Consider the following 25,364-nt stretch of genomic DNA (forward strand, 5'->3'; position numbering starts at 1 on the left):
CGCGCCCTCCGCGGAGCTGGCGCGGGCGGAGCTAGACGGGCTGCCCGAACAGCTCCCGCAGCACGTCCTCCATCGTGACCATGCCCGCCAGGCGGCCGTCCGCGCCGAGCACGGCGGCCACGTGCGTGCGGCTGCCCCGCATGGCCGTGAGCACGTCGTCCAGCGGCGTGGTCTCGCGGACACGCGCGATCGGCCGCATGTCCGCCACCCGGAAGGGCAGGTCGCGCGGACCGACCTCCAGCGCGTCCTTGACGTGCAGATAGCCGACGATCCGCCGTCCCTCGTCGACGACGGGGAAGCGCGAGAAGCCGCTGTCCGCCGACAGGCGCTCCAGCTTCTCCGGGGTGACGCCCACGCGCGCGTAGACCACGCGTTCCAAGGGGAGCACCACGTCGCGGACCGGGCGGCGGCCGAGTTCGAGCGCGTCGTGCAGCCGTTCCTGGGCGCGGTCGTCGATCAGTCCGGCGTCGCTGGAGTCCTGCACCATGCGGGCCAGCTCGGCGTCCGAGAAGGTCGCCGCGACCTCGTCCTTGGTCTCGACCCGCAGCAGCTTCAGGATCCCGTTGGCGAACGCGTTGACCGTGAAGACCACCGGGCGCAGCGCGCGGGCCAGCGCCACCAGCGGCGGCCCGAGCAGCAGCGCGCTGCGCACCGGCTCGGCCAGGGCGACGTTCTTGGGGATCATCTCGCCGAGCAGCATGTGCAGATACGTCGCCACGGCGAGCGCGATGACGAACGAGATGGGGTGGACCAGGCCGTGCGGCACGCCCACCGCGTCGAACAGCGGCTCCAGCAGGTGCGCGATCGCCGGTTCGGCGACCACACCGAGCACCAGGGTGCACAGCGTGATGCCGAGCTGTGCCGCGGCCATCAGCACGGACACGTGCTGGAGCCCCCACAGGACGCTCTTGGCGCGCCGGTCGCCGTCCTCGGCGTGCGGTTCGATCTGGCTGCGGCGCACCGAGATCAGCGCGAACTCGGCACCCACGAAGAAGGCGTTGACGACGAGCGTCGCCAGGCCGATCAGCAACTGGATGACGGTCATCGCTCGCCCTTCCCCTTCTCGCCCCGCCCACGGGAGCCTTCACCCCGCCCACGGGAGCCTTCACCCCGCCCACGGGAGCCTTCGCCCCGCCCACGGGAGTCTCCGTCCCGCTCGCGGGAGTCCCCGCGCTGGAGGCCTGAGTCACCGTGCCGCTCGTGGGCGTCCCCGCGTGCCTTGTCGTGGTGCGCACGATTCCGGGCCCCGCGCCGCCCGCCACCCCCGCGCCGCCCGCCACCCCCGCGCCGCCCGCCGCCCCCGTGGCGGCCCTCGCGGCCGTGTCCGTCGCCCTCGCCGTCCCCGGCGTCCGCGTCGTCGCTCGGCGCCGGGGCGTGCAGCAGGACGCGTGCGGCGCGTCGGCCGCCCGCGTCCACCACCTCCAGGTGCCAGCCGCCGACGTCGACGCGGTCGCCGACCGCGGGGATGCGGCCGAGCTCGGTCGCGACGACTCCGGCGAGCGTCTCGTACGGTCCTTCCGGTACGCGCAGGCCCACGCGGGCCAGCTCGTCGGTGCGGGCCGCGCCGTCCGCCGAGTACAGCTCGCGGCCGTCCTCGTCGGTGCCGACGGCGGCCAGGTCGGGCGTCTCGTGCGGGTCGTGTTCGTCGTGCACCTCGCCGACGACTTCCTCGACGATGTCCTCGAGCGTGGCGACGCCCGCGGTGCCGCCGTACTCGTCGATGACGACGGCCATGGTGCGCTTGCCCGAGAGCCGGTCGAGCAGCCGGTCGACGGTCAGGGACTCCGGTACGAGCAGCGGCTCGCGCATGAGCTCGCGGACGGGCAGCCGCGGCCTGCGCTCGGCGGGCAGCGCGATGACGTCCTTGATGTGGACGACGCCGACGACCGTGTCGAGGGAGCCCTGGTAGACGGGGAAGCGCGACAGGCCGGTCCCGCGGGTCGCGTTGGCGACGTCCTGGCAGGTGGCCTGGGCCTCCAGGGCCACGACCTGGACGCGCGGCGTCATCACGTTCTCGGCGGTCAGGTCGGCGAGGTTCAGCGTGCGCATGAACCGCTCGGCGGCCTCCGGCTCGAGAGCGCCCTCCTTCGCGGAGTGCCGGGCCAGGGCCGCGAGCTCCTTGGGGCCGCGCGCGGAGGCGAGCTCCTCGGCGGGCTCCATGCCCATGCGGCGTACGGCGCGGTTCGCGGTGTTGTTCAGATGCGTGATGAAGGGCCGGAAGGCCGCGCTGAAGATCCGCTGCGGGGTCGCGACGCGCTTGGCGATGGGCAGCGGTGAGGAGATCGCCCAGTTCTTGGGCACCAGCTCGCCGACGACCATCAGGAAGACCGTGGACAGCGCCGTGCCGAGCATCAGGGCGACGGTCGACGCGGCTCCTTCGGGCACGCCGACGGAGCCGAGCGGGCCCTCTATCAGATCGCCGATCGCGGGCTTGGCGAGCATGCCGACGACCAGGCCGGTCACGGTGATGCCGAGCTGTGCGCCGGAGAGCTGGAACGTGAGGTTCTTGACCGCCTTGAGGGCGCTCTCGGCGCCGCGTTCGCCGCGCTCCGCCGCGCTCTCCAGTTCGCTGCGCTCGACGGTCGTGAGCGAGAACTCCGCCGCGACGAAGACGCCGCACGCGAGCGAGAGCAGCACCGCCACGAGGAGCAGGAGCACTTCGGTCATCGGGTCACCTCCGTCCCATGATCGGCCAGGGGCGTGGTGAATGCGCGATGTCGGGTACTAGGAGGCTCGCCCATGGGCGGACGCTCACACCTTTCGTCGGGGTTACAGGGGTCCCTCCATGTTAAAGGATCAGCAAAGCACCACCAGGAGCATTACTTTCCGTAGCGAATGGCCACGAAAAGTAGTGGAGCTGGGCGTCACCGGTCGAGGTGCTTCACCCAGCGGCTCCACTGCGGCTCCGGTGCGTACCCGGCCGCGTGCCAGGCGTGGTGGGCCCGCTCGTTGCGGTTGAGCACCATGGCGTCCGCGCGGCGCCCGCCGAGCGCCGCGAACCGCTGCTCCGCCGCCGTGAGCAGCGCCGAGCCGATCCCGCGCCGCCGCAGGTCGGGGTGGACGGCGAGCCGGTACAGATGGCACCGCCAGCCGTCGAAGCCCGCGATCGCCGTGCCCACCAGCTCGCCGCCGCGCTCGGCCAGGAGCAGCGCGTCGGGGTCGCGGGCCACGAGGCGCTCCACACCCGCGTGGTCGTCGCTGATGCTCGTGCCCTCCGCGGCCACCTTCCAGAAGGCGAGGACCGCGTCCAGGTCGCCGGGCAGAGCGGGTCGAATTCGTAGATCATCCATGGCCGCATCCCATCACCGACCGTGGCTCCGCCGCCCGGAATTTCAGAATCCGGACAGCGGCCCGGCCCACCGCACGCACGGCTACGCCACGTCGGCCGCGCGCTACGTCATGCCGCACGCGCGGTACGTCACTCGCCGCGCAGCTCCTCGATCACGGGGCCGAACGCCTCGTAGTACGCCTCCAGGACCGAGACGTAGGAGAAGCCGTAGCGCTCCCGCTGGGCGCGCAGTTGGTCGGCGATCTGGCGGACGGTGCCGATGAGCATGGTCGGCAGGTCGAGGGCGCTGTCGGTCGTCAGGTGCGGGACGCGGTCGACGAGCTCCTGTACGGCCGCGCGCCGGTCGTCGGTGATCCGGATCGTCTGGACGATCAGGTTCAGCTCGGCGGGCTCGGCTCGTCCGGCCGCGAACCGCCGGTAGGCGGCGACCCGTTCGTCCAGTTCCTCGGCCGAGAGGGGGACCAGCTTGCCGCCCCTGTCGCCCGGTACCGTGCGGGCGCCGGTGAACGCGGCGATGTCGGCGTGCTCGGCGGTGAGCCGCAGCACGCGGTCGCCGCTGCCGCCGATGAGCAGGGGCGGGCGCGGCCGCTGGCGGGGCCGAGGCTGGAACTCCTCGTCGGCGAAGGCCCGGCCCAGCTCCTCCACGGTGCGCCGCAGATGCGTCACGCGCTCGCCCGGCGAGCCGAACGGCAGGCCCGCGGTGTCGTGCTCGGCCCGCACGTACCCGGTGCCGAGGCCGAGTTCGAGCCTGCCGTCGGTGAGCAGGTCGGTGGTGGCCACGTCGCGTGCGAGCAGTGTCGGGTTGAAGAAGCCCGCGTTCAGGACGAACGTGCCGACGCGGGCCCGCTCGGTGGCCTCCGCCGTGGCCACGACCGCGGGGAACGGCGAGGCCATGCCCAGGTGGTCCGCGACCAGGATGACGTCGTAGCCGAGGCGCTCCGCCGTGCGGCACTTCTCGCGCCACTCGGTGCGCGGGGCGGGCGTGAGCAGGGTGACGCCGAAACGGAAGGGGCGCACGGGCATCAACTCTCCAGCGGTGCACGGGGATCGGCACGGGTACGCCCGAGTCCATCATCCGGCCCCCGGTCGCCGCCAGACACTGCGTGGCACGACGGCCGGACCCCGGGCCCGCGACGGCCGGACCCCGGGTCGGGCGTCCCAGGCCCGCGGCCTCCCGGCACCCGAGGCGCCGCTCCGGCCTCCCGGCACCCGAAGCGGCACCCAAGACAGCACCCAAGACAGCACCCGAGGCGGCACCCAAAGCGGCACCCCGGTATCCCGCCGCCCCCGGCACCCCGCCCCCTCACTCGTGCGCGATCGCCTCCAGTACGTTCATGCGCGACGCCCGCAGCGCCGGGAGTAGGGCCGCCACGATCCCCACGACCACCGAACCGACCACCACGGCGACGATCGTCGACCACGGCACCGCGAACGCCTTCAGCCCTTGCAGCGCCAGGACCTGCTGCATCGACACGCCCCACACCAGGCCGAGCGCGAGCCCGAGTACCGCGCCGAACACCGCGATCACCACCGACTCCAGGCGGATCATGCGCCGCAGCTGCCGCCGGGCGAGGCCGATCGCGCGCAGCAGCCCGATCTCCCGGGTGCGCTCCACGACGGACAGGGCCAGGGTGTTGACCACGCCGAGCACGGCGATGACGATCGCGAGGCCGAGCAGCGCGTACACGAGGTAGAGCAGCACGGCGATCTGTTCGCGGATCAGCTTCTTGTAGTCGGCCTGGTCGAGCACCTTCAGCTGCGGGTACGGGTCGAGCACGGACTCGAGCCGGTCCCGCAGCGTGCCCGCGTCCGTGCCCTCGGCGGCGTTGACGTAGAGCGTGGCGTCCTGTCCGTCGGGGACGTACTTCTCCAGGGTGTTGAGCCCCATGAAGATCCCGCCCTCCAGGCCGGGTCCTTCCGCGAGGTCCATGTCGGTGAGCGCGCCGACCGTGAGGTCGGCCGCGCGCCGGTCCGCGATCTCCACGGGCAGCACCGAACCGACGCGTACGCCGTGGTCCGCGGCGAAGTCCTTGTCCATCGCGACGTGTCCGGGGGCCAGCGCCCGGGCCGTACTGCCGCGCGCGTACGAGAGGTTGAGGACCTCGTCGACCCGGTCGCCGTAGCCCGCGACGGTGGACTTCACGGTCCTGCCGTCGGGCGTGCGCAGCTTCAAGGTCGCGAAGCGGTTGCGGACGGTGAGCCCCGCGCCCGGTGTCGCCCGCACCTTCTCGGTGACCTCGGCGGGGAACGGGGTGAAGGGGTTGGCGGCGCCGTTGACGACGAAGTCCGCGCCCAGCGTCTTGTCGATCTGTTCGTCGAACGACTTCGTCATCGACGCGCTCGCCACGGACAGGCCGCCCACCAGCGCGAGGCCCACCATCAGGGCGGCGGCCGTCGCACCCGTGCGGCGCGGGTTGCGCAGCGCGTTGCGCTGGCTCATGCGGCCCACGGACCCGAAGACCGCGGGGAAGGTGCCGCCGAGCACCCGGATCACCGGGCGGACGAGCAGCGGGCCCGCCACGACCATGGCGACGAGGGTGAGGGCGACGCCGAGCCCGAGCAGCGAGGCCGACGTCGAGGTGTCGCCCGCGGCCGCGCACCCCACGAGCGCCGCCGCCCCGGCCGCCCCGATCACGGTCCCGACGAGCGCCCGCAGCCGCAGCGGCCGCCCCACACCGGCGATCTCGGCGTCCGCGAGCGCGGCCATCGGCGAGACCCCCGCGGCCCGGCGCGCGGGCAGGTAGGCGGCGACGAACGTGACCCCGACGCCCACGACGTACGCGGCGACGGGCGTGGGCCAGCCGATCGCCATCTCCGTCGACTTCAGGTTCATGCCGAGCAGACCCATCAGTTCGATGAGCCCGGCCGCGAGCCCGATCCCGGCGCCGAGCCCCAGGGTGGAGCCCGCAAGCCCGAGCAGCACGGCCTCGATGAGCACCGAGCGGCGCACCTGTCTGCGGTCGGCGCCGAGCGCGCGCAGCAGCCCCAGCTCGCGGGTGCGCTGCGCGATGAGCATGGAGAAGGTGTTGACGATCAGGAACACGCCGACGAGGACGGCGACCCCGGCGAAGCCCAGCATCACGTACTTGATGACGTCCAGGAACCCGCCGAGCGCGGCCGCGGCGGACTCGGCCTGCTCGGCCGCGGTCTTCAGCTCGTACGTCGATCCGATCCTGGCGGCGACGCGCCGCTTCAGCTCGGCGTCGCTCACCCCGGGCGCCGCGTCCACGGCGATGCTCGTCGCCGCGTCCTCGTCGCCGAGCAGCTTGGTCTGCGCGGTCGGGGTGTCCAGGAAGACCAGGGCGGCACCGGGGTTGGTGGTGCGGAACGTGACGATGCCGACGACCTCGACCCGGAACGAGCCGGGCGCGGCGATCACCGTCAGCGTGTCGCCGATCTCCACGTCCCTCTTGTCGGCCGTGTCCGCGTCGAGCAGGGCCTGACCAGGGCCGCGCGGAACGTGACCCGAGGTGAGCCGCACCGGGCTGCGCTCGGTCTCGTACCAGTTGACGGCGATGGTGGGGGCGCCGGTCGTCGGGCCCACCGGGTCGTTGTCGCGGTCGACGACGGTGACGTCCTCCACGGACGCGTCGACGTGCGTGGCCGCGACGCCCTCGACCTTGGCGACCTCCTTCGCCACGGCGGCGGGCAGCGTCGGGGTGTGTCCCGTCGACACGCGCCCGTCGTCGTCCTTGGGGGAGACCGCGACGTCGGCCGAGGTGGAGGCGAAGAGCCGGTCGAAGGTGCGGTTGACGGTGTCCGAGAAGATCAGGCTGCCCGCGACGAACGCCACCGAGAGGACCACGGCGAGGGCGGAGAGGAACAGCCTGCCCTTGTGGGCGAGGAAGCTCCGGAGCGTGGACTTGAGCACGACCGTCCGCCTCAGCCTTCGTCGGGGGTGCTCTGCGCCGGGCCTTCGGCGTCGCGCGGCACCGCGTGCAGGACGTCGAACCGCTTCATGCGCTCCAGGACGGCCTCCGCCGTCGGCCGGTCCATCTCGTCCACGATCCGGCCGTCGGCGAGGAAGAGCACCAGGTCGGAGTGGGCGGCCGCGCCCGGGTCGTGCGTGACCATCACCACCGTCTGGCCCAGCGCGTCCACGGCCTCGCGCAGGAAGCCGAGGACTTCGAGCCCGGCCCGCGAGTCGAGGTTGCCGGTCGGCTCGTCGGCGAAGATCAGCTCGGGGCGGGAGGCGAGGGCCCGGGCGCAGGCGACGCGCTGCTGCTGACCGCCGGACAGCTGCGCGGGCCGGTGCCGGAGCCGGTCGCGCAGGCCGAGCGTGTCGATGACGTGTTCCAGCCACTCGGCGTCGGGGCGCTTGCCCGCGATGTCCATGGGCAGCGTGATGTTCTCGCGGGCGTTGAGCGTCGGGATCAGGTTGAACGACTGGAACATGAAGCCCACCCGGTCCCGCCGGAGCCGCGTCAGCTCGCGCTCCTTGAGCCCGGTGATCTCGGTCTCGCCGAGCCACACCTGGCCCGCCGAGACCGAGTCGAGCCCGGCGAGGGTGTGCATCAGCGTGGACTTGCCGGAGCCGGAGGGGCCCATCACGGCCGTGAACCGGCGCCGCGCGATGTCGACGTCCACCGCGTCCAGGGCGAGCACCGCGGTCTCGCCCGAGCCGTAGGCCTTGGTCAGGCCGCGGGCGCGGGCGGCGGTGCCCGGGGGCTCGGCGCGTTCCGTGTGCGGCGTCGTAGCGGGTGTGGACAAGGCCGCCTCCCTGGTTGAGGCCGTCGGCCGGGCCGGGCGGGCGCGGCGCAGGAGTGGAGAGGGTTCAGAGGGTAGGCGCGGGGTCACGTGGCCGGTATCCCTCGCAGGTCGGGCACCCGGACGTATGTAAGGGGCACGGTCCTGGCGCCCTTGTCGGTGCTAGCGCGGCGGCGCTAGCTTGAGGGCATGGCGAAGACGCAGCTGAACGTGCGGGTGGACGAGCACACCGCCCGGGCCGCGCGCGAGCGGGCCCTGGCCCGCGGCATGAGCGTGAACCGGTACATCGAAGAGCTGGTCAAACAGGACGTCGGCGAGCTCGGCCACACGTTCGTGGAGGCCGCCGCCGACTTCATGAAGCAGTACGAGGGCGTGTTCGCCGAGGAGTTCGGCTCGGACCGCGAAGGTCGTCGCTGACTCTTGAACCTCCGCATCGACCTCGCCTGGCTCCTGATGATCGCCGAACAGAAGACTCCGGGAGACCCCCAAGTCACCGACTGGGGCGCCTTGGTGGCCGCCGTGGCCCGGCACCGGGCCGAGATCTTCGACGTCCCCGTCTACGAGGGACCGCACGACCGCGCCGCCGCCCTGCTCCAAGTACTGCTCCACGTCCCCGCCCTGGAGCGTTCGAACGCGCTCTTCGCGGTGTCCGTCGCGTACGCCTATCTGGTCGCGAGCGGAGTGAAGGTCGTGACCTCGCCCGAGCAGGTCCGCGACCTCGCCCGCCTGGTGAAGGAGGACGCGGCGGGCGTCGGGGAGATAGCGCGGGAGCTGCGCCAATGGAGCCGCTGACGGGCGCGCCCACCGGGGCCCCCGCCACCGCGCGCCTCCGCGTCGCCGCGCGCCTCCGCGTGGCGGTGTGCCCCCGCGTGGCCGTGGGCGCTCGGCGCCGCCGGGTGGCCTGACGCGGGCGGCCCGCGTTCCTGACCGGGTGAGCCCGGTGGTAGCCCGCACCCTTGGCCGGGACGCCCGAAGAGCGAGCCGGTGGCCCGCACCCGTGGGCGGGAAGCCTGAAGCGGTCCGTGGTCCGGTGGTCCGTGCCCGTGGTCGGGTGGCCTGTAGCGGTCGGGTGGTCCGCGCTTCCGGCTGGGCGGCTTGTCAGGGGGCTGGTGACTCGTACTCGTGGTCGGGGGGCTCGAAGGCAGGTCCGGTGGCCTGTGCCCGTGGCCGGGTGGCCTGTAGCGGCCCGGTGCCCCGCACCCGTGGCCGGGAAACGCGAAGCGGCCTGGGTCCGCACCCGTGGCCGAGCGGTCGGTAGCGAGCCGGTGGCCCGCCCCCCCCGGCCAAGCAGCCCGGAGCGGGCCGTACTCGCACCCCCAACCAGGCAGCCCGGAGCGGGCCGTACTCGCACCCCCGGCCAGGCCACCCGAAGCGGGCCACACCCGCACCCCCGGCCGGGCGACAAGGCGAGCGGCGGCGCAGGGGCGGGCGCTCCGCTCGGCGGCGATGAGTTTCGCGGCCCGCGCCGGTCACCCCCACAGGGCCGGTCACCCCTACCGGGCCGGTCACCCCCACAGGCCCGTTTCCACGCCCCCGCGCCCGTTCCCGACTCCCAGGAGGCCACGCATGCCTGCCACCATCCAGCCGATGCTCATCACCCCGGACGTGATCCGGCTCCAGTCCTTCTACGCCCAGCTCCTGGGCGCCGAACAGACCACCCGCGTTCCCGAGGAGGGCCCGGTGTTCTTCGTAGGCCTGCGCGTACGGGAGTCCGAACTGGGCATCGTCGCCGACGAGAAGGCCCCGCTGGACGCGCCCCAGCGCTCGCTGCTCAGCGTCACCGTCGACGACGTGGACGCGCTCCTCGGCCCCGTCGAGGACCTCGGCGGCCGGGTCCTCGGGCCGCCGAACGACATGCCGTGGGGCCAGCGGGTCGCCCACATCAAGGACCCGGACGGCAACGCGGTGAATCTCGTCCAGCCCCTCTGAGACCGCTCAGGCCCCGTCCTCCGACGGCCGCCAGGCGGTGCCGAGCACACACGGTGACGTGGGCAGGCGCGGACGCTTCGCGGGCACCAGGACCCGGCGGTAGGGGCCGAGTTCGAACCCGGCCGCACGCAGCGCGCCCACCGGGTCCCGCGCGGTGTGGCAGCCGCCGAACAGCAGCGGCCACACCGTGCGGTCCAGGGCGCGCTGGGCCGTGGCGAAGGCCGCGCCCCGCGCCCGCCCGTGCTCGAAGAACCGCAGCTCGCCGCCCGGCCGAAGCACCCGCCGCAGCTCCGCGAGCGCGCGCGGCACGTCCCGCACGCTGCACAGCACCAGCGAGGCGACGGCCACGTCGAAGGCCTCGCTCTTGACCGGCAGGGCCTCCGCCGCGCCCGGCACCACGTCGACCGGCACGTCCGCGCGCAGCGCCGCCGAGACGGCCAACTGGCGCAGCAGACGCTCCGGTTCGATCGCGACGACCTCGGAGACGGTGGCGGGGTAGTGCGGGAAGTTGAGGCCGTTGCCCGCGCCCACCTCGATGACGCGGCCACAGACCCCGGCGAGCAGCTCCGCGCGGTACGGGGCGATCGCCGGTTCGGCCGCGACGCTGACGCGGGCGTAGCAACGGGCGAAGAGCGGGTGGTGGACGGGCGCGCGCCCGGAAGGCTTGGCGGTCGGCACGGTGGCCTCCTCACGGAGGGGAGATGGCTGGTTCTTCCCCCCTCAGGGCCCGCCGCAACCGGGCCGCGGCCCTGCCCGTGGGCGCCGGACGGGCCCGGCCCGCCCCACGCCCGCGCCCCGTGCGAAGGGGCGGCCTAGGGGAGGGAAACCCCGTCCCACACGCCGCCCAGCTCCGGCCCCAACCACCCCGGGGCCGCCTCCTGGAACTCCTGCCCGCTCAGCCTCCCGGCCCCCTCCGGCACCGCCCCGAGCAGCGGCGCACCCGCCACCCGGGCCAGCTCCTCGACGTTGCAGCGCGCCGCGAGGTCGGGCGCGGCGGGCCAGCTGCCGATGACCAGGCCGAGGCTTTCGATCCCGCGCGCTCGCAGGGCCTCGCCCGTCAGCTGGGTCACGTTGAGGGTGCCGAGCCCCGGCGCCGTGACGACGAGCACCGGCGCCGCGAGCTCGCGGGCCGCGTCCGCGAGACAGGCGCCGGTCCCGTCGAGGTGGACCAGGAGACCCCCGGCGCCCTCGACGAGGACCAGGTCGTGCGAGGCCGCCAGCTTCCGCGCGGCCTCGACGACGTCGCCGGGCGTGACGGGCGCGAGCCCCGCGCGCCGCGCGGCCGTCGCCGGAGCCAGCGGTTCGGGGAAGCGGGCCAGCTCGGCGCCGGTCACCCGGGCGCCCGCGAGCCGCTGCACCTCGTCAACGTCACCGGGCTCCTCGGGGCCGACGCCGGTCTGCGCGGGCTTGAGGACGGCCACGCTGCGCCCGGCGGCGAGCGCGAGCGCGGCCACGGCCGCCGTGGTCACCGTCTTGCCGATCTCCGTGCCCGTGCCGGACACCACGATCACGCTCACGCCTGCGCCTCCCCGCTCGCGCGCGCCGCCGCGCACACGGCGCGCCCGATGCGCGCCACGTCGTCGTCCCCGGTGATGAAGGGCGGCATCGTGTAGATGAGGTCGCGGAACGGCCGCAGCCACACCCCCGCAGCCACGCTCGCCCGCGTCGCCGCCTCCATGTCGACCTGGTGGTCGAGCTGGACGACGCCGAGCGCGCCGAGGACCCGTACGTCTCGGACGTGACGCAGCTCCGCGGCCGGGGCGAGGGCGGCCCGCAGGCCCGTCTCGATCCGCTTGACCTCGGTCTGCCAGTCCTGGCCGAGCAGCAGGTCGATGGAGGCGCTCGCCACCGCGGCGGCCAGGGGGTTGCCCATGAAGGTCGGGCCGTGCGCGAGCACGGGCACCTCGCCGCGGGCGATGCCGTCGGCGACGCGCGGCGTGCACAGCGTCGCCGCCATCGTCAGATAGCCGCCGGTCAGCGACTTGCCCAGGCACATCACATCGGGGGTGACGGCCGCGTGGTCGGCGGCGAAGAGGGCGCCGGTACGGCCGAAGCCCGTCGCGATCTCGTCGAACACGAGCAGCACGTCGTGCGCGTCGCAGGCCTCGCGCAGCGCCCGCAGATAGCGCGGGGAGTGGAAGCGCATGCCGCCCGCGCCCTGCACGACCGGCTCCACGATGACGCCCGCGAGTTCGTGCGCGTGCTTGCCGATCATGTCGTGCAGGTGGGCCGCGTACGCGTCGTCGTACGCGTCGAAGCCCGCGGGCGGCAGGTCGGCGAAGACCTGCTGGGGCAGGACGCCCTGCCACAGGGAGTGCATGCCGCCCTGCGGGTCGCACACGGCCATCGGCTGCCAGGTGTCGCCGTGGTAGCCGCCGCGCCAGGTGAGCATCCGCTGCTTGTCGGGCCTGCCGACGGAGCGCCAGTACTGGAGGCACATCTTCACGGCGACCTCGACCGACACCGAGCCGGAGTCGGAGAGGAAGACGTGTTCCAGGCCCTCGGGCGTGAGGTCGACGAGCCGCTTGGCCAGGCGCACGGCGGGCTCGTGGGTGAGGCCGCCGAACATGACGTGGCTCATGCGGCCGAGCTGGTCGCGCGCCGCCTCGTTGAGGACCGGGTGGTTGTAGCCGTGGATCGCCGACCACCACGACGACATCCCGTCGACCACGTCGCCGACGCCCGCGATCCGCAGCCGGACCCCGCTGGCCCCCTCGACGACCAGCGGCTCCTGTCGGCCGGGCATCGGCCCGTAGGGGTGCCAGACGTGGGCGCGGTCGAGGTCCAGGATCTCCCGCACGTCAGGCATTGGGCGCCACGTCCGTCCCCGCGCCCCGGCGGCGCACCGCCACCAGGTCGGTCCGCGCGCCGCCCGGCTCGGCCTGCCCGGAGGCCTCGGGCGCTTCGGCGGAGGCGCAGACGGAGCCGCAGCCCGCGCCCTCATCGGCCCCGGACACAGAACCGGAACCGCATCCTCCGCCCCGGCGGTGCTCCGGCAGCGTCACCTGGTCCGTGGTCTCCACCTCGAACCCGGCGTCCGCGATCATCTCCAGGTCGGCCTTGCCCGCCTGGCCCTCGCTGGTCAGATAGTCGCCGAGGAAGATCGAGTTGGCGAGGTGCAGGGCCAGCGGCTGGAGCGTGCGCAGATGCAGTTCGCGGCCGCCCGCGATGCGGACCTCGATGTCCGGGCAGACGAACCGCACCATCGCGAGGATGCGCAGGCAGCGCTGCGGCGTGAGGTTCCACTCCTTGGCGAGCGGGGTGCCCTCGAAGGGGATGAGGAAGTTCACCGGCACGGAGTCCGCGTCCAGGTCGCGCAGCGCGAAGACGACGTCGACGAGGTCCTCGTCCGTCTCGCCCATGCCCGAGATCAGCCCCGAGCAGGCCGACAGACCGGCCGCGTGCGCCTTCTGCACGGTGTCGACGCGGTCGGCGTAGGTGTGCGTCTTGGTGATGTCGCCGTACGTCGACTCCGAGGTGTTCAGGTTGTGGTTGTACGCGTCGGCGCCCGCGCCGCGCAGCCGCTCGGCCTGGCCGTCGGAGAGCAGGCCGAGGCAGGCGCAGACCTCGACGCCCTCGTGTCGCTCTTTGATCGCCTTGATGGTGTCCGAGACCCGGTCGATGTCCCGGTCCGTCGGCCCCCGGCCGCTCGCCACCAGGCAGACCCGCTTGGCGCCGCCCGCGAGCCCGGCCGCCGCGGCCTGCGACGCCTCGTCCGGCTTCAGCCAGGTGTACTTCAGGATGCCGGTGTCCGCGCCGAGCCGCTGCGAGCAGTACGAGCAGTCCTCGGGGCACAGGCCCGACTTCAGATTGACCAGATAGTTCAGTTTCACCCGCCGACCGAACCAGTGGCGCCGCACCTTTCCGGCCGCCGCCACCACGTCGAGCAGTTCGTCGTCGGAGGTCGCGAGCACGGCGAGCGCCTCGTCACGGGTCGGCAGCTCGCGCCGAAGCCCCTTGTCCACCAGCGTGTTGAGCAGATCCATGGCGCCGATCCTGGCGTACGCGCGTCCGTCTGACCATGGAGAAACCACACAACAGAAGCCCTGACAGCTGTGGGTATTGCCACACCATGGCCCGGTGGCGCGACAGCTAGGGTCTGTGCACTGTCTACAAACGTATCCCCCCGCCCCGCTCAGGCGGGCGACGACCTGGAGGCCTCATGGCGAGCGCGCCGTTCGACTGGATCGACGAGCGGGCGCGGGCGCGCGAACGCGCCGGGCTCGTCCGCCGCCTGCGCCCGCGCCCGGCCGAAACCACCCTGCTCGACCTCGCGGGCAACGACTACCTCGGTCTCACCCGCCACCCGGAGGTCACCGCGGGCGCGGCCGCCGCCGCCCACCGCTGGGGCGGCGGCGCCACCGGCTCGCGCCTGGTCACGGGCTCCACCGAACTGCACGCGGACCTCGAGCGGGAACTGGCCGCCTTCTGCGGCTTCGAGGCCGCCCTCGTGCTGTCCTCCGGCTACGCGGCGAACCTCGCGGCCGTCACCGCCCTGGCTCCCTACGGCTCGCTGATCGTCTCGGACGCGGGCAACCACGCCTCCCTGATCGACGGCTGCCGCCTCGCGCGCGGCGCCACCCAGGTCGTGCCGCACGCGGACCCCGAGGCGGCGCGCAAGGCGCTCGGCACCCACGAGGGCCCCGCGATCGCCGTGACGGACTCGGTGTTCTCGGTGGACGGCGACGCCGCGCCGCTTGCCGAACTGGCCGCCGCCTGCCGCACGTTCGGCGTGGGCCTCGTCGTCGACGACGCCCACGGGCTCGGCGTCCTCGGCGACGGCGGCCGGGGCGCCCCGCACGCCGCCGGGCTCGCGGGCGCGCCCGACACGGTGGTCACCGTCACGCTCTCGAAGTCCCTGGGCAGCCAGGGCGGCGCCGTGCTCGGCCCGGCGCGGGTCATCGACCACCTGGTCAACACCGCCCGTACGTTCATCTTCGACACGGGCCTCGCGCCCGCGGCCGCCGGGGCGGCGCTCGCCGCGCTGCGGCTGCTCCGCCGCGAGCCCGAGCGCGCCGCACGCGCGCGTGCGGTGGCGCGTCGGCTCCACGAACTGCTGGTGGGTCAGGGGTTCTCGGCGGTCCGTCCGGACGCCGCCGTCGTCTCCGTGCGCGCCCCGTCACCCGAGGCGGCGGTGCGCTGGGCGGCCGACTGCCGTGCCGCCGGTCTCGCCGTGGGGTGCTTCCGTCCGCCGTCGGTCTCCGACGGCGTCTCGCGGTTGCGGCTGACCGCCCGCGCGGACCTGAGCGACGCACAGGTCGCCGAGGTCGTCGGGGTGATCAGCCGCACCGCACCCTGACACCTGAGATCTGGCACCTACGACCTGGGTCCGGGGTCCGGCGCACTCACTCGGGCCTCACCTAAGGGCCGTGGGCCTTCATCGAAGGGCGTCGACGAAGACTCCCCAGGCCGCGGGGGAGAAGAGCACGGCCGGGCCAGCCGTGTCCTTCGAGTCGCGCACGGCGAGCAGACCCGTCAGGGGGCCTGCGCCGAGCGGGGCCGTCTCCACACAGTTGTTCATTCCGTTGCTGCGGCTGCTGCGCCGCCACCGCGCGCCCCTGAGAGACGTGCTGGAGGGAACGTACCGAGGCAGTGCAGTCATGGTGCCTCCTTACGCGCCGTCACCTAACTCGGCGATGAAATCCATTGAATCCTGAACGGAAAGCGCCTGTCCGCGAAGCGAGTTGAAGGCGTCGGTGTACGCCTGAAGGTCTTCTTTCCGTTCGAGGTAGAGGCTACTCGTCAAGTGGTCGAGAACAACCACATCCAGATCGGAAATGTTCGGAAAGGAGAGAATAACGAAAGGCCCGATCAGGCCGATGTGCTCGCCGGAGGCGAACGGGAGTACTTGGAGCCGCACTTGTGGCAGCCGAGCCGCATCCAGTAACCGGCGCAATTGTCCGGAAAGCACCTCGGGGCCGCCCACCTGCCGCCGCAGCACCGCCTCGTCCAGGACCACGCTCAGCCGCAGCGGCGGCTCGCTGCGCAGCACGTCCTGGCGGGCGAGGCGCACCTGCACGAGGGCCTCGACCTGTTCCTCGGGCCGCCCGCCGAGCGCGGCACGTGTCACCGCGCGGGCGTACTCGGGCGTCTGGAGCAGGCCGGGAACCACCGTCGTCTCCAGCGTGCGCACCCGGCAGGCCTGCGACTCCAGGCTGATGAAGTCCCGGTACGCGGGCGGCAGGAGCCCGCGGTAGGCGTGCCACCAGTGGTGGCGCCCGTGCTCGTCGCCCCCGCCCGCGAGGGCGACGAGCAGCTCCCGCAGATGCGGGTCCTGAACGCCGTACGCTTCAAGGAGAAGCCGTACGTCGGCGGCCTTCACGCCGCTGCGGCCCGTCTCGATCCGGCTCACCTTGGACTGGTGCCAGCCGACGAGGGAGGCGGCCTCGCCGCTGGTGAGCCCAGCCTCGGCGCGCAACGCCCGCAATTCCGCGCCGAGCTTGCGACGGCGCACCGCGGGACCGTACTGCATGGCTGTCTCCTTCTGGGTCCTTCCGGAGGACCGCGCCAACGGTAGGGGACAGTAGGGGAACTGCCAGTGTTGCGCCCAAATACGGTCTGCCGTCGCAGAGTTCACCGCTTCGAGCGACAGATATATGCACATCTCGGTGGATCGGCGGGCGCTGCCCGCCCGAGAGTGGCAATCTGGCGCGAAGCACCAGCTCCGGGACGATCCTCAGTACTTTCGCCACGCGTCGGAAGTGCGGTCCCGGTGGGAAAGGGACGGCGCCGTCATGGCAGACCACCAGGAAGCATCAGTCACCCTGCCGAGCGACCCTGTCTCGGTCTCCACCGCCCGCACGTACGTGGCGGACGTCCTCACCGAGTGGGGCCTGCCGTCGGACGCCGACGTGGCCGACACGGTGCGGCTCATCGTCTCCGAGCTCGCCACGAACGCGGTGCAGCACACCCTCGGCCTCTCGCCCACCTTCACCGTGGACGTGCGGCTCGACCGCGACGAGCGGCTGCGCATCGGCGTCACGGACAGCCACCCCCGCTTCCCCCAGCGGTTGCCCGCCGCCGTCCAGCAGGACAACGGCAGGGGCATGGTCATCGTCCGCTGGCTCACCGCCGAGTGCGGCGGCAGACTCACGGTCCGTCCCACGGCGGAGGGCGGCAAGACGGTGTGGATCACACTGCCGTGGTCGGTGCCGGTGCAGAGCTGACCCGCGCGCGGGTCAGCTCCGCCCGCCCGCGCGGCCGACCAGGCGGGGCAGCACGCCCCACAGCCCGCCGCACACCAGGAACGTGCCCACGGCCGCGAGCACCCCGTCCGTGCGGCCCACGGCCACGTCGACGACGAGCAGGACGGATCCGGTGAGGGCCAGCACGAGCACCGCGAGGCCGACGGCCGCCAGCCGCGAGGACACCCGCACGATCAGCGGTTTGGCACCCCGCGCGAACAGGGTGCGGTGCAGCGCGGCGGGCGCCGTGAACAGCGCGGCGGCGAGCACCGCCAGGAGCAGCGTGACGACGTACGTGGCGCGCTGCACCGAGTCGAGCGAGGGGAAGCGCGGGGTGAAGGCGAGGGTGAGCAGGAACGCGAAGAGGATCTGCACACCGGTCTGGGTGACCCGCAGCTCCTGGAGGAGCTCGGAGAAGTTGCGGTCGGCCCGCTCCAGCGGCGTCTCGTTGCGCGTGTGCCGGGCGGCGTCCGGTCTGGAGACGCCCGCGGCACGGGGGTGATGGTCGGCCATGGTCCACGAGTATCCGCGCGGGGCCGCTCCACTCCCGCTCTGACGGCGAGGCCGGGCGGGTGACACCGGCGGCGCGTGGTGATCCGCCGCGTCGTCCGGGAGGGTGCCGCCGTCCGGGACCTGACCGGACGGCGGCGAAAGGCGCTGGTGGCGCCCGGAGCGGGCGGCGGCGCGGGCCCTGGGTGGGCCGCCGCCCGCCGACGGGTCAGCGGACCCGGCCGTACCAGACCTGGTTGGTCCAGATCTTCTCGAGCCGCACCACGGTGCCCCGCTTCGGGGCGTGCCAGATCTTGCCCTTACCGGCGTATATGCCGACGTGGTAGACGCTCCGGCCGGAGTGGAAGAAGACCAGGTCCCCCCGGGTGCGGTTGGCGGAGGACACCTTGCGGGTCTTGTTGTACTGCTGCTGTGCGGTGCGCGGCAGCTTCTTGCCGACGCGCTTGAACGAGTAGAGCGTCAGGCCCGAGCAGTCGAAACGGTTCGGCCCGACCGCTCCGTAGCGGTACGGGGAGCCCTTCTTGGACGCCGCGACCTTGAGCGCCTTCGTCCCGTGCGAGGTGGCCGCTTGGGCGTCTCCGGTGAGCCCGGGGGCCACGATGGTGCCGCCCACGGCGGCGAGTGTGAGAGCCGAAGCCGTACTGGCCCTCGTCAGCAGCGACGGAACACGATGCAGCGCAGTCATGCGCAACCCTTCGTCAGCCGCCTGAGAAGGATGACCTGTCGGGTTCGGGCAGGCGAAGATGCCCGGCCGCGCGATGCGACTTCACCCCAAGGGCCTTCCGGACTAGCCGGACGGCCCGCCTTGCTGGGTCCTCCACTCCTGCCGGTGCACAGATGTCGACCGGGCATCCGGGCGGCGGCAGGATTCGGCGTCCGCCCGGATCGCCCCGCCGCCTGTGGCGGGGGCTTGTCGTCGGAAGGGATCTTCACCCGAGAGGGGCGAAAAAGCCGAGCCGGATCGGCGGTATGTGAGGCTCCTCACGCCTGACCCGTTCCGGTGGACAGCGCCCGAATGGGGTCTAGGTCACACTCGGAGATGATTGCCCCATCAGCGCCGGAACGCCCGAATCCGGGTGCGGCGTAAGGGAGTTGCGCATTTTCGGGGGGCCGCCGGGACGATCGCCGATTACGCAGAAGGGGCGATCATCTCTGGTCATCTCCGGGGCAACCCCGAACTCGGCCCGACATCGGCGCACACCGGCAACGGGCGGATGGCGCAGGCGCGCTGGGTCCGGGGCGCGTTCCACGGTGTCAGATGTCACCGGCGCACGGGGTGACCAGGCCGAAAACGGAATGAGGGCTGGCTGGAAGTGTGGCACGGGACGGCCGGTCGTGGGGGGTGAATCGGGCGGAATCATGACGGACCCGCGTCCGCCGACGCCGCCTTGACCTCCGTCACGGCCCCGTCGGCGGCGGCACCGTCACGCGCGCGGCGCGCCGCTCGCCGTCCAGGACGCGCAGCGCCCGCGCGAGCGTCGGCGCGTGCACCTCGTTCTCCCCGCGCTGATGCATGAGCGCCAGCGCGTCCCGCAGCTCGGTCGCCCGGGCGACCAGCGCCTGCGCGGCACGCAACCCGCCGTACGTGTGTTCGACGCGGGCCGGGTTGATCCGGCCGAGGAGGTCGAGGACCGCCAGGTAGGCGTCGACCAGCTCGCCCTCGGCGCGGGTCAGCGCGGGCAGCGGCGGCAGTTCGGGAAGCACCCGCGCCTCACTCCGCGTCCGGGCGCGCGGCCTTGCGGCTCGGGACGACCCGGTCCACCAGACCGTAGGCGACGGCGGCTTCGGCGTCGAGCACCGTGTCCCGCTCGATGTCCGCCGAGATCTGCTCGGGCGTGCGCCCGGTGTGACGGGCGAGCATCTCCTCCAGGAGCGCGCGGGTGCGCCGCAGCTCCTCCGCGCGGATCCGCAGGTCGGTCGGCTGGCCGCGCACCGGCTCGGGCAGGGCGGGCTGCTGGAGCAGCACCCGGGCGCCGGGCAGGATCGACCGCTTGCCGGGCGTGCCCGCGGCCAGCAGCACCGCGGCGGCGGCCGCGGCCTGTCCGAGGCAGACCGTCTCCACCTCGCAGGAGGCGTACCGCAGCGTGTCGTAGATCGCGGTCGTCGCGCTGAAGTCGCCGCCGGGGGAGTTGACGTACAGCGAGATGTCCCGGTCGGGCGCCGCGTGCTCCAGATAGAGGACCTGCGCCATCACGTCGTTCGCCGAGACGTCGTCGATCGGCGTGCCGAGGAAGACGATCCGCTCGTCCAGGAGCTTGGAGTACGGATCCCAGGTGCGCGCGCCCGAACTGGTGCGCTCGGTGAACTCCGGCAGGACGGAACGGGCGGACGGTCCGCGCATGGCACGCCTCCTGGCAGCACGGGGCCGCCGCCCACCGCGGCGGCCTTCTGTAAAAAATGTACAGGACGTACGTGACGTTATGATGGGGACATGGCCTACGAGATTCCGGTGACGCAAGCCCGGGCGGAGCTTGCCGACCTGATCAACCGCGTGGTGTACGGCGGTGAGCGCGTCGTCGTCACGCGGCACGGCAAGCCGCTCGTGGCCCTGGTGTCGGCGGACGACCTGCGACGCCTCGAAGAGGCGGAGGAGCCCGCGCAGGAGCCGGTGATCACCTCGGTGTCGTCGATCGGCGGCGCGGCGTCCGCCCCCGGGGAGCGACAGCGCTTCGGCATCGCCGCCGAGCACCACGGGCCCCGGATGACCTAGGGCTTGTCCGATGGGTATGGCGGAGCCCTGCTGATGGTCATGGCTCAGTCAAAGGCTGGTTAACCTCGCTGAAACTCCGTCCAACTAGCCTGCCCTGCCACGCCACCTGGGGATTCCGTAAGCGAAAGTGGACACCGGCACGTAAGTCGCTGCGTGTTACATCTATGCCCGTCGCGGTGGCCGCGGCAGCCGGACCCCGCACGGTCCGGGGCGAGGACTGTGAGGTGGGACGTGCAACTGACCCCGCACGAGCAGGAGAGACTGCTCATCCATGTGGCCGCCGACGTGGCCGAGAAGCGCAAGGCGCGCGGCCTCAGGCTCAACCACCCCGAGGCGATCGCCCTCATCACGTCGCACGTCCTGGAGGGCGCGAGGGACGGCCGCAGCGTCGCCGATCTGATGGCTTCGGGGCGCAGGGTGCTCACGCGGGACGACGTCATGGAGGGCATCCCCGAGATGATCCACGACGTCCAGGTCGAGGCGACCTTCCCGGACGGCACCAAGCTCGTCACCGTCCATGACCCGATCGTGTGACGGGAGTCCGCGCAGCATGAACGCCGTGACCGGATCGGGCCGTGGGCCGATCCCCGGGGAGGTCCTCTTCGCCGAGGAGCCCGTCCCCTTCAACGAGGGCCGCGAGACGACCCGGCTGACCGTCCTGAACGCCGCCGACCGGCCCGTCCAGGTCGGCTCCCACTACCACTTCGCCGAGGCCAACCCCGGTCTGGACTTCGACCGCGCCGCCGCGCGCGGCCAGCGGCTCAACATCGCCGCGGGCACCGCCGTGCGCTTCGAGCCCGGCATCCCGGTGGACGTCGAGCTCGTCCCCCTCGCCGGGGCCCGCGTCGTCCCCGGACTGCGCGGGGAGACCGGGGGCGCCCTCGACGTGCCCGACGCCCCCGGCCCGGGCGGCGAAGCGAACGGAGCGACCCGTGCCTGAGCTGTCCCGCGCCGCGTACGCGGACCTGTTCGGCCCCACCACCGGCGACCGCGTCCGGCTCGCCGACACCGACCTGCTCGTGGAGATCGAGGAGGACCGCTCGGGCGGCCCCGGACGCTCCGGCGACGAGGCCGTGTTCGGCGGCGGCAAGGTCATCCGCGAGTCGATGGGCCAGGCCCGCACGACCCGGGCCGAGGGCGCGCCCGACACCGTCATCACCGGCGCGCTCATCATCGACCACTGGGGCGTCGTCAAGGCCGACGTCGGCATCCGTGACGGCCGCATCACCGGCATCGGCAAGGCGGGCAACCCCGACACCATGGACGGGGTGCACCCCGAGCTCGTCATCGGCCCCGAGACCGAGATCCTCGCGGGCAACGGCAAGATCCTCACCGCGGGCGGCATCGACACGCACATCCACTTCATCTCGCCGACCATCGTCGACGAGGCCCTGGCCTCCGGCGTCACCACGCTCATCGGCGGCGGCACGGGCCCCGCCGAGGGCAGCAAGGCCACGACGATCACGCCCGGTGCCTGGCATCTGGCGCGGATGTTCGCCGCGATGGAGAACAGCCCCGTCAACATCGGCTTCCTGGGCAAGGGCAACACCACCAACGCCGCCTCGATGCACGCGCAGCTGCGCGCGGGCGCCGTCAGCTTCAAGATCCACGAGGACTGGGGCGCCACCCCCGCCGTCATCGACGCCTGTCTGAACGTCTGCGAGGACACAGGCGCGCAGCTCGCCGTCCACACCGACACCCTGAACGAGGCGGGCTTCGTCGACGCCACCTTCGCCGCGGTCGGCGGCCGCACGCTGCACGCCTTCCACGTCGAGGGCGCGGGCGGCGGCCACGCCCCCGACATGATCACGGCGGTCTCGCTGCCGAACATGCTGCCCAGCTCGACCAACCCGACCCGCCCGCACACCGTCAACACCGTCGAGGAGCACCTCGACATGCTGATGGTCTGTCACCACCTCAACCCGGCGGTCCCGGAGGACCTGGCCTTCGCCGAGTCCCGCATCCGCCCCACCACCATCGCCGCCGAGGACATCCTCCACGACCTGGGCGCGATCTCGATCATGTCCTCGGACTCCCAGGCGATGGGCCGGATCGGCGAGGTCGTCCTGCGCACCTGGCAGACGGCGCACGTGATGAAGCGCCGCCGGGGCGCCCTGCCCGGCGACACCCGCGCCGACAACCACCGGGCCCGCCGCTACGTCGCCAAGTACACGATCAACGCGGCGATCGCCCAGGGCATCGAGCACGAGGTCGGCTCGGTGGAGAGCGGCAAGCTGGCCGACCTGGTCCTGTGGGAACCGGCCTTCTTCGGCGTCAAGCCGCAGGTGGTCCTCAAGGGCGGGCAGATCGCGTACGCGCAGATGGGCGACGCCAACGCCTCGATCCCCACCCCGCAACCGGTCCTGCCGCGCCCGATGTTCGGCGCCCGCGGCCGGGCCCCCGCGCTCAACTCCCTCAACTTCGTGACCCAGTCGGCCCTCGACGACGACCTGCCCGAGCGCCTCGGCCTCGACCGGCGCTTCGTGGCCATCCGCTCCACCCGGGGGCGTACGAAGGCGGACATGCGGGAGAACGACGCCCTGCCCCGCGTTGAGGTGGCGCCCGACAGCTTCGCGGTCACGATCGACGGCGAGCTGGTGGAGCCCTCACCGGCGGCCGAACTCCCCATGGCGCAGCGCTACTTCCTCTTCTGAGCCGCGCTTCCCTGCCCGCTCTCCGCCCCTCTGATCCTGGTTGTCCTCAACATGTCGCGAGCAGCACTCCTCATCCTGGCCGACGGCCGCTTCCCCGCCGGGGGCCACGCGCACTCCGGCGGCGCCGAGGCGGCCGTCAAGGCCGGGCGGATCACCGGGGCGCCGAGCCTGGAGGCCTTCTGCCGGGGGCGGCTCCACACCACCGGCCTGGTGTCCGCCGCCCTCGCGGCGGCCGCCGCGCTCGGCGTCGCGGAGCTCGCCGCCCTCGACGAGGCCGCCGACGCGCGCACCCCGTCCCTGGCCCTGCGGACGGCCGCGCGCAAGCTGGGCCGCCAGCTGCTGCGGGCGGCGCGTGCCACCTGGCCCGCGCCCGAACTCGACGCGCTGGCCCGGGCCTTCCCCAAGGGCGCCCACCAGCCGGTCGTCCTCGGCGCCGCAGCGCGGGCCGCCGGGCTCGGGGCCGCCGACGCGGCGTACTGCTCCGCCTACGAGTCCATCAGCGGGCCCGCCACGGCGGTCGTACGCCTGCTGAGCCTCGACCCCTTCGACGCCACGGCCGCCCTTGCGCGGCTCGGGGACGACGTGGACCGGGTGGTGGGGGAGGCGGTGGCCGCGGCGGGACGCGTACCCGACGAAGGCCTGGACGCGCTCCCGGCGGCGTCGGCGCCGCTCCTCGAGATCGGGGGCGAGGCGCATGCGGCGTGGCCGGTACGGCTGTTCGCGTCGTAGGGAAGCCCCGATCCGGACCCGCCCCGGAACACCTGCCACGCAGTAAGTGAAGCACTGAGCACCAAGGACGCCGAGGAGAACCATGCACTTGGACCACACCCACGACGAGGCCTCGGCCGTGAGCGCGGACGCGCACCGTCCCGACGGCCGGCGCCGGGCCCTGCGCATAGGCCTGGGCGGCCCGGTCGGCTCGGGCAAGACGGCCACTGTGGCGGCCCTGTGCCGGACGCTGCGCGAGGAGCTGTCCCTCGCCGTCCTGACGAACGACATCTACACCCGCGAAGACGCCGAGTTCCTGCTCAAGGAAGCCGTGCTGCCGCCGGAGCGGATCACCGCCGTGGAGACGGGCGCCTGCCCGCACACCGCGATCAGGGACGACATCTCCGCGAACCTGGAGGCGGTGGAGGACCTGGAGGACGAGGTGGGCCCGCTGGACCTGATCCTCGTGGAGTCCGGCGGCGACAACCTGACCGCGACGTTCTCGCGCGGCCTCGTGGACGCCCAGATCTTCGTGATCGACGTGGCCGGAGGGGACGACATCCCGCGCAAGGGCGGCCCCGGCGTGACCACGGCCGACCTGCTCGTGGTGAACAAGACCGACCTCGCCCCGTACGTCGGCTCGGACCTGGCCCGCATGGCCGCGGACGCCGAGGCGCAGCGCGCCGAACTGCCGGTGGTCTTCCAGTCGCTGCGCTCGGCCGAGGGCGTCACGGCGGTGGCCGACTGGGTGCGCGCGCAGTACGCGGCCTGGGCCGCGGCCGACGCGTGACGAGCCCACCGGTGGCGCGGGCCCTGGGCGCCGCGGGCGTCAGGGCCACCGCCCGCGTCACCGCCCGGCCCGACGGCCGCGGCGGCACCGCCCTGCCCGTCCTGGAGGGCGAGGGCCCGCTGGCGCTGCGCCGCGTCCGCGCCGCGGGCCCGGCGGGCGCGGCCGCCCGGGTCCTGCTGGTCGGCGCGATGAGCGGCCCGCTGGGCGGCGACCACCTCACCGTCGAGGCGACGGCGGAGCGGGGCGCGCGCCTGCACATCGGCTCCGCGGCGGCCACGATGGCCCTGCCGGGCCAGGACCGGCACGAGGCGCGCTACGACGTGCGCCTCACCGTCGCCGAGGGCGCGGAGCTGCGCTGGCTCCCCGAGCAGCTGATCTCCGTGCAGGACAGCGACCTGCGGGTCACCACCCGGGTGGACATCGCCGAGGGCGGCCGCCTGGTCCTCCGCGAGGAACAGGCCCTGGGCCGCACCGCGGAACCCCCCGGCCTCCTCCGAACCCGCCTCACCGTCCACCACGCCGGCCGCCCCCTCCTCGACCAACAACTGACCTGCGGCCCCTCCGCCCCACCGGGCTGGAACGGCCCAGCGGTCCTGGGAGGCCACCGGGCGGTGGGCCAGCTCCTCATCATCAGCCCGGATTTCCTCACCAACCCGCTAAAGCCCGCCATCCTGTCCGAAACCGCCACCCTGACCCCCCTCGCAGGCCCAGGAGCCCTGATCACAGCCCTGGCCCCCGACGCCCTCCACCTACGCCGCCTCCTCGACAAGGCCTTGACGCGCTGGGCCTAGCCCACCCAGGCCCCCGAAGCGGCCCCCTGTCCGGCTCCCCGGACCACGCGGAGCCCCGGCATCCGCCCGCTGGCGTGCATGAACCGTTCACC

The 25,364-nt window shown here is 73.3% G+C and carries 28 protein-coding genes and 1 riboswitch; of the genes, 12 read left to right on the forward strand and 16 right to left on the reverse strand.

Translation table 11 applies throughout. The features are described from left to right. Nucleotides 1-31: 31 nt before the first annotated feature. The 6 genes from ACIG3E_RS25720 to ACIG3E_RS25745 all read right to left on the reverse strand — a co-directional run bounded on the left by ACIG3E_RS25720 (nt 32) and on the right by ACIG3E_RS25745 (nt 7,999). Entirely contained in the window at nt 32-1,045 is a 1,014-nt protein-coding gene (locus tag ACIG3E_RS25720; RefSeq protein ID WP_242715200.1) for a hemolysin family protein, read from the reverse strand. Beyond that, nucleotides 1,042-2,667, reverse strand: a complete 1,626-nt coding sequence (locus ACIG3E_RS25725) for a hemolysin family protein (protein WP_399620831.1) — start codon at nt 2,665-2,667, stop codon at nt 1,042-1,044. The genes ACIG3E_RS25720 and ACIG3E_RS25725 overlap by 4 nt, the downstream gene beginning before the upstream one ends. A gap of 197 nt (nt 2,668-2,864) precedes the next feature. Continuing rightward, nucleotides 2,865-3,290, reverse strand: coding sequence for a GNAT family N-acetyltransferase (locus ACIG3E_RS25730; protein WP_399620833.1), 426 nt, complete (start codon nt 3,288-3,290; stop codon nt 2,865-2,867). A 128-nt stretch (nt 3,291-3,418) separates the two neighbouring features. After that, on the reverse strand, nt 3,419-4,312 hold the full coding sequence (locus ACIG3E_RS25735) for an LLM class F420-dependent oxidoreductase (RefSeq protein ID WP_399620836.1): 894 nt from the start codon (nt 4,310-4,312) through the stop codon (nt 3,419-3,421). Between the two features lie 280 nt (nt 4,313-4,592). Next, a complete protein-coding gene (locus tag ACIG3E_RS25740; protein ID WP_399620838.1) occupies nt 4,593-7,160 on the reverse strand; it encodes an ABC transporter permease in 2,568 nt (855 codons plus the stop codon). A gap of 11 nt (nt 7,161-7,171) precedes the next feature. After that, nucleotides 7,172-7,999 (reverse strand): ABC transporter ATP-binding protein, encoded by an 828-nt coding sequence (locus ACIG3E_RS25745; RefSeq protein ID WP_399620841.1) that lies wholly within the window; start codon nt 7,997-7,999, stop codon nt 7,172-7,174. A gap of 186 nt (nt 8,000-8,185) precedes the next feature. Here ACIG3E_RS25745 and ACIG3E_RS25750 point away from each other — a divergent pair, with 186 nt between their 5' ends. The 3 genes from ACIG3E_RS25750 to ACIG3E_RS25760 all read left to right on the forward strand — a co-directional run bounded on the left by ACIG3E_RS25750 (nt 8,186) and on the right by ACIG3E_RS25760 (nt 9,925). Beyond that, entirely contained in the window at nt 8,186-8,413 is a 228-nt protein-coding gene (locus ACIG3E_RS25750) for an antitoxin (RefSeq protein WP_399620843.1), read from the forward strand. A gap of 36 nt (nt 8,414-8,449) precedes the next feature. Then, entirely contained in the window at nt 8,450-8,788 is a 339-nt protein-coding gene (locus tag ACIG3E_RS25755) for a fic family toxin-antitoxin system, toxin component (RefSeq protein WP_138966161.1), read from the forward strand. Between the two features lie 774 nt (nt 8,789-9,562). Further along, nucleotides 9,563-9,925 carry a VOC family protein gene (locus ACIG3E_RS25760; RefSeq protein WP_399620846.1) on the forward strand — a complete coding sequence of 121 codons (363 nt, stop codon included), beginning with the start codon at nt 9,563-9,565 and terminating at the stop codon, nt 9,923-9,925. A 6-nt stretch (nt 9,926-9,931) separates the two neighbouring features. Here the strand turns inward: ACIG3E_RS25760 and ACIG3E_RS25765 are convergent, their stop codons facing one another. The 4 genes from ACIG3E_RS25765 to bioB all read right to left on the reverse strand — a co-directional run bounded on the left by ACIG3E_RS25765 (nt 9,932) and on the right by bioB (nt 13,911). Then, nucleotides 9,932-10,603, reverse strand: a complete 672-nt coding sequence (locus ACIG3E_RS25765; RefSeq protein ID WP_399620848.1) for a class I SAM-dependent methyltransferase — start codon at nt 10,601-10,603, stop codon at nt 9,932-9,934. 134 nt (nt 10,604-10,737) lie between these two features. Next, nucleotides 10,738-11,442: a dethiobiotin synthase gene (bioD, locus tag ACIG3E_RS25770; RefSeq protein ID WP_399620850.1), complete on the reverse strand. Its 705-nt coding sequence runs from the start codon at nt 11,440-11,442 to the stop codon at nt 10,738-10,740. Then, nucleotides 11,439-12,734 carry an adenosylmethionine--8-amino-7-oxononanoate transaminase gene (locus ACIG3E_RS25775; RefSeq protein ID WP_399620853.1) on the reverse strand — a complete coding sequence of 432 codons (1,296 nt, stop codon included), beginning with the start codon at nt 12,732-12,734 and terminating at the stop codon, nt 11,439-11,441. Before ACIG3E_RS25775 ends, bioD begins: the two co-directional genes overlap by 4 nt. Beyond that, on the reverse strand, nt 12,727-13,911 hold the full coding sequence (bioB, locus tag ACIG3E_RS25780) for a biotin synthase BioB (RefSeq protein ID WP_399620855.1): 1,185 nt from the start codon (nt 13,909-13,911) through the stop codon (nt 12,727-12,729). Before bioB ends, ACIG3E_RS25775 begins: the two co-directional genes overlap by 8 nt. Before the next feature lie 176 nt (nt 13,912-14,087). Here bioB and ACIG3E_RS25785 point away from each other — a divergent pair, with 176 nt between their 5' ends. Further along, complete coding sequence (locus ACIG3E_RS25785; protein WP_399620858.1) at nt 14,088-15,224, forward strand: 8-amino-7-oxononanoate synthase; 1,137 nt, start codon at nt 14,088-14,090, stop codon at nt 15,222-15,224. Between the two features lie 78 nt (nt 15,225-15,302). Here the strand turns inward: ACIG3E_RS25785 and ACIG3E_RS25790 are convergent, their stop codons facing one another. After that, nucleotides 15,303-15,527 carry a DUF397 domain-containing protein gene (locus tag ACIG3E_RS25790; protein WP_399620861.1) on the reverse strand — a complete coding sequence of 75 codons (225 nt, stop codon included), beginning with the start codon at nt 15,525-15,527 and terminating at the stop codon, nt 15,303-15,305. Nucleotides 15,528-15,536: 9 nt separating this feature from the next. Next, nucleotides 15,537-16,397: a helix-turn-helix transcriptional regulator gene (locus ACIG3E_RS25795; RefSeq protein WP_242715188.1), complete on the reverse strand. Its 861-nt coding sequence runs from the start codon at nt 16,395-16,397 to the stop codon at nt 15,537-15,539. 262 nt (nt 16,398-16,659) lie between these two features. On the opposite strand from ACIG3E_RS25795, the gene ACIG3E_RS25800 reads away from it, so the two are divergent. Continuing rightward, complete coding sequence (locus ACIG3E_RS25800) at nt 16,660-17,091, forward strand: ATP-binding protein (RefSeq protein WP_242715187.1); 432 nt, start codon at nt 16,660-16,662, stop codon at nt 17,089-17,091. Between the two features lie 12 nt (nt 17,092-17,103). Here ACIG3E_RS25800 and ACIG3E_RS25805 read toward each other — a convergent pair whose 3' ends face one another. From ACIG3E_RS25805 to ACIG3E_RS25820, 4 genes are all read right to left on the reverse strand, one after another. Further along, nucleotides 17,104-17,622, reverse strand: a complete 519-nt coding sequence (locus tag ACIG3E_RS25805) for a DUF6328 family protein (RefSeq protein ID WP_399620866.1) — start codon at nt 17,620-17,622, stop codon at nt 17,104-17,106. Nucleotides 17,623-17,827: 205 nt separating this feature from the next. Next, a complete protein-coding gene (locus tag ACIG3E_RS25810) occupies nt 17,828-18,304 on the reverse strand; it encodes a C40 family peptidase (RefSeq protein ID WP_399620868.1) in 477 nt (158 codons plus the stop codon). A 3-nt stretch (nt 18,305-18,307) separates the two neighbouring features. Next, nucleotides 18,308-18,504, reverse strand: a riboswitch (cyclic di-AMP (ydaO/yuaA leader). Between the two features lie 513 nt (nt 18,505-19,017). Then, the gene (locus ACIG3E_RS25815) at nt 19,018-19,323 is read right to left on the reverse strand and encodes a hypothetical protein (RefSeq protein ID WP_399620871.1); all 306 of its coding nucleotides are present in this window, start codon (nt 19,321-19,323) and stop codon (nt 19,018-19,020) included. A gap of 7 nt (nt 19,324-19,330) precedes the next feature. Next, nucleotides 19,331-19,960 carry an ATP-dependent Clp protease proteolytic subunit gene (locus ACIG3E_RS25820; protein WP_399620874.1) on the reverse strand — a complete coding sequence of 210 codons (630 nt, stop codon included), beginning with the start codon at nt 19,958-19,960 and terminating at the stop codon, nt 19,331-19,333. 90 nt (nt 19,961-20,050) lie between these two features. Here ACIG3E_RS25820 and ACIG3E_RS25825 point away from each other — a divergent pair, with 90 nt between their 5' ends. The 7 genes from ACIG3E_RS25825 (at nt 20,051) to ACIG3E_RS25855 (ending at nt 25,272) form a co-directional block, all read left to right on the forward strand. After that, entirely contained in the window at nt 20,051-20,329 is a 279-nt protein-coding gene (locus ACIG3E_RS25825) for a type II toxin-antitoxin system Phd/YefM family antitoxin (protein ID WP_242715182.1), read from the forward strand. A gap of 231 nt (nt 20,330-20,560) precedes the next feature. Continuing rightward, nucleotides 20,561-20,863 carry an urease subunit gamma gene (locus tag ACIG3E_RS25830; protein WP_242715181.1) on the forward strand — a complete coding sequence of 101 codons (303 nt, stop codon included), beginning with the start codon at nt 20,561-20,563 and terminating at the stop codon, nt 20,861-20,863. A gap of 16 nt (nt 20,864-20,879) precedes the next feature. Then, complete coding sequence (locus ACIG3E_RS25835; RefSeq protein ID WP_399620878.1) at nt 20,880-21,269, forward strand: urease subunit beta; 390 nt, start codon at nt 20,880-20,882, stop codon at nt 21,267-21,269. After that, on the forward strand, nt 21,262-22,983 hold the full coding sequence (locus ACIG3E_RS25840) for an urease subunit alpha (RefSeq protein WP_399620881.1): 1,722 nt from the start codon (nt 21,262-21,264) through the stop codon (nt 22,981-22,983). The genes ACIG3E_RS25835 and ACIG3E_RS25840 overlap by 8 nt, the downstream gene beginning before the upstream one ends. Nucleotides 22,984-23,034: 51 nt before the next feature. Continuing rightward, entirely contained in the window at nt 23,035-23,712 is a 678-nt protein-coding gene (locus ACIG3E_RS25845) for an urease accessory protein UreF (protein ID WP_399620884.1), read from the forward strand. Nucleotides 23,713-23,794: 82 nt separating this feature from the next. Continuing rightward, nucleotides 23,795-24,481, forward strand: a complete 687-nt coding sequence (gene ureG, locus ACIG3E_RS25850; protein ID WP_399620887.1) for an urease accessory protein UreG — start codon at nt 23,795-23,797, stop codon at nt 24,479-24,481. Continuing rightward, nucleotides 24,478-25,272, forward strand: coding sequence for an urease accessory protein UreD (locus ACIG3E_RS25855; RefSeq protein WP_399620890.1), 795 nt, complete (start codon nt 24,478-24,480; stop codon nt 25,270-25,272). Before ureG ends, ACIG3E_RS25855 begins: the two co-directional genes overlap by 4 nt. The last annotated feature ends 92 nt before the right edge of the window (nt 25,273-25,364 follow it).

The sequence above is a fragment of the Streptomyces sp. NPDC053474 genome (assembly GCF_044544845.1).
In the GTDB taxonomy this organism is placed as follows: Bacteria; Actinomycetota; Actinomycetes; order Streptomycetales; family Streptomycetaceae; genus Streptomyces.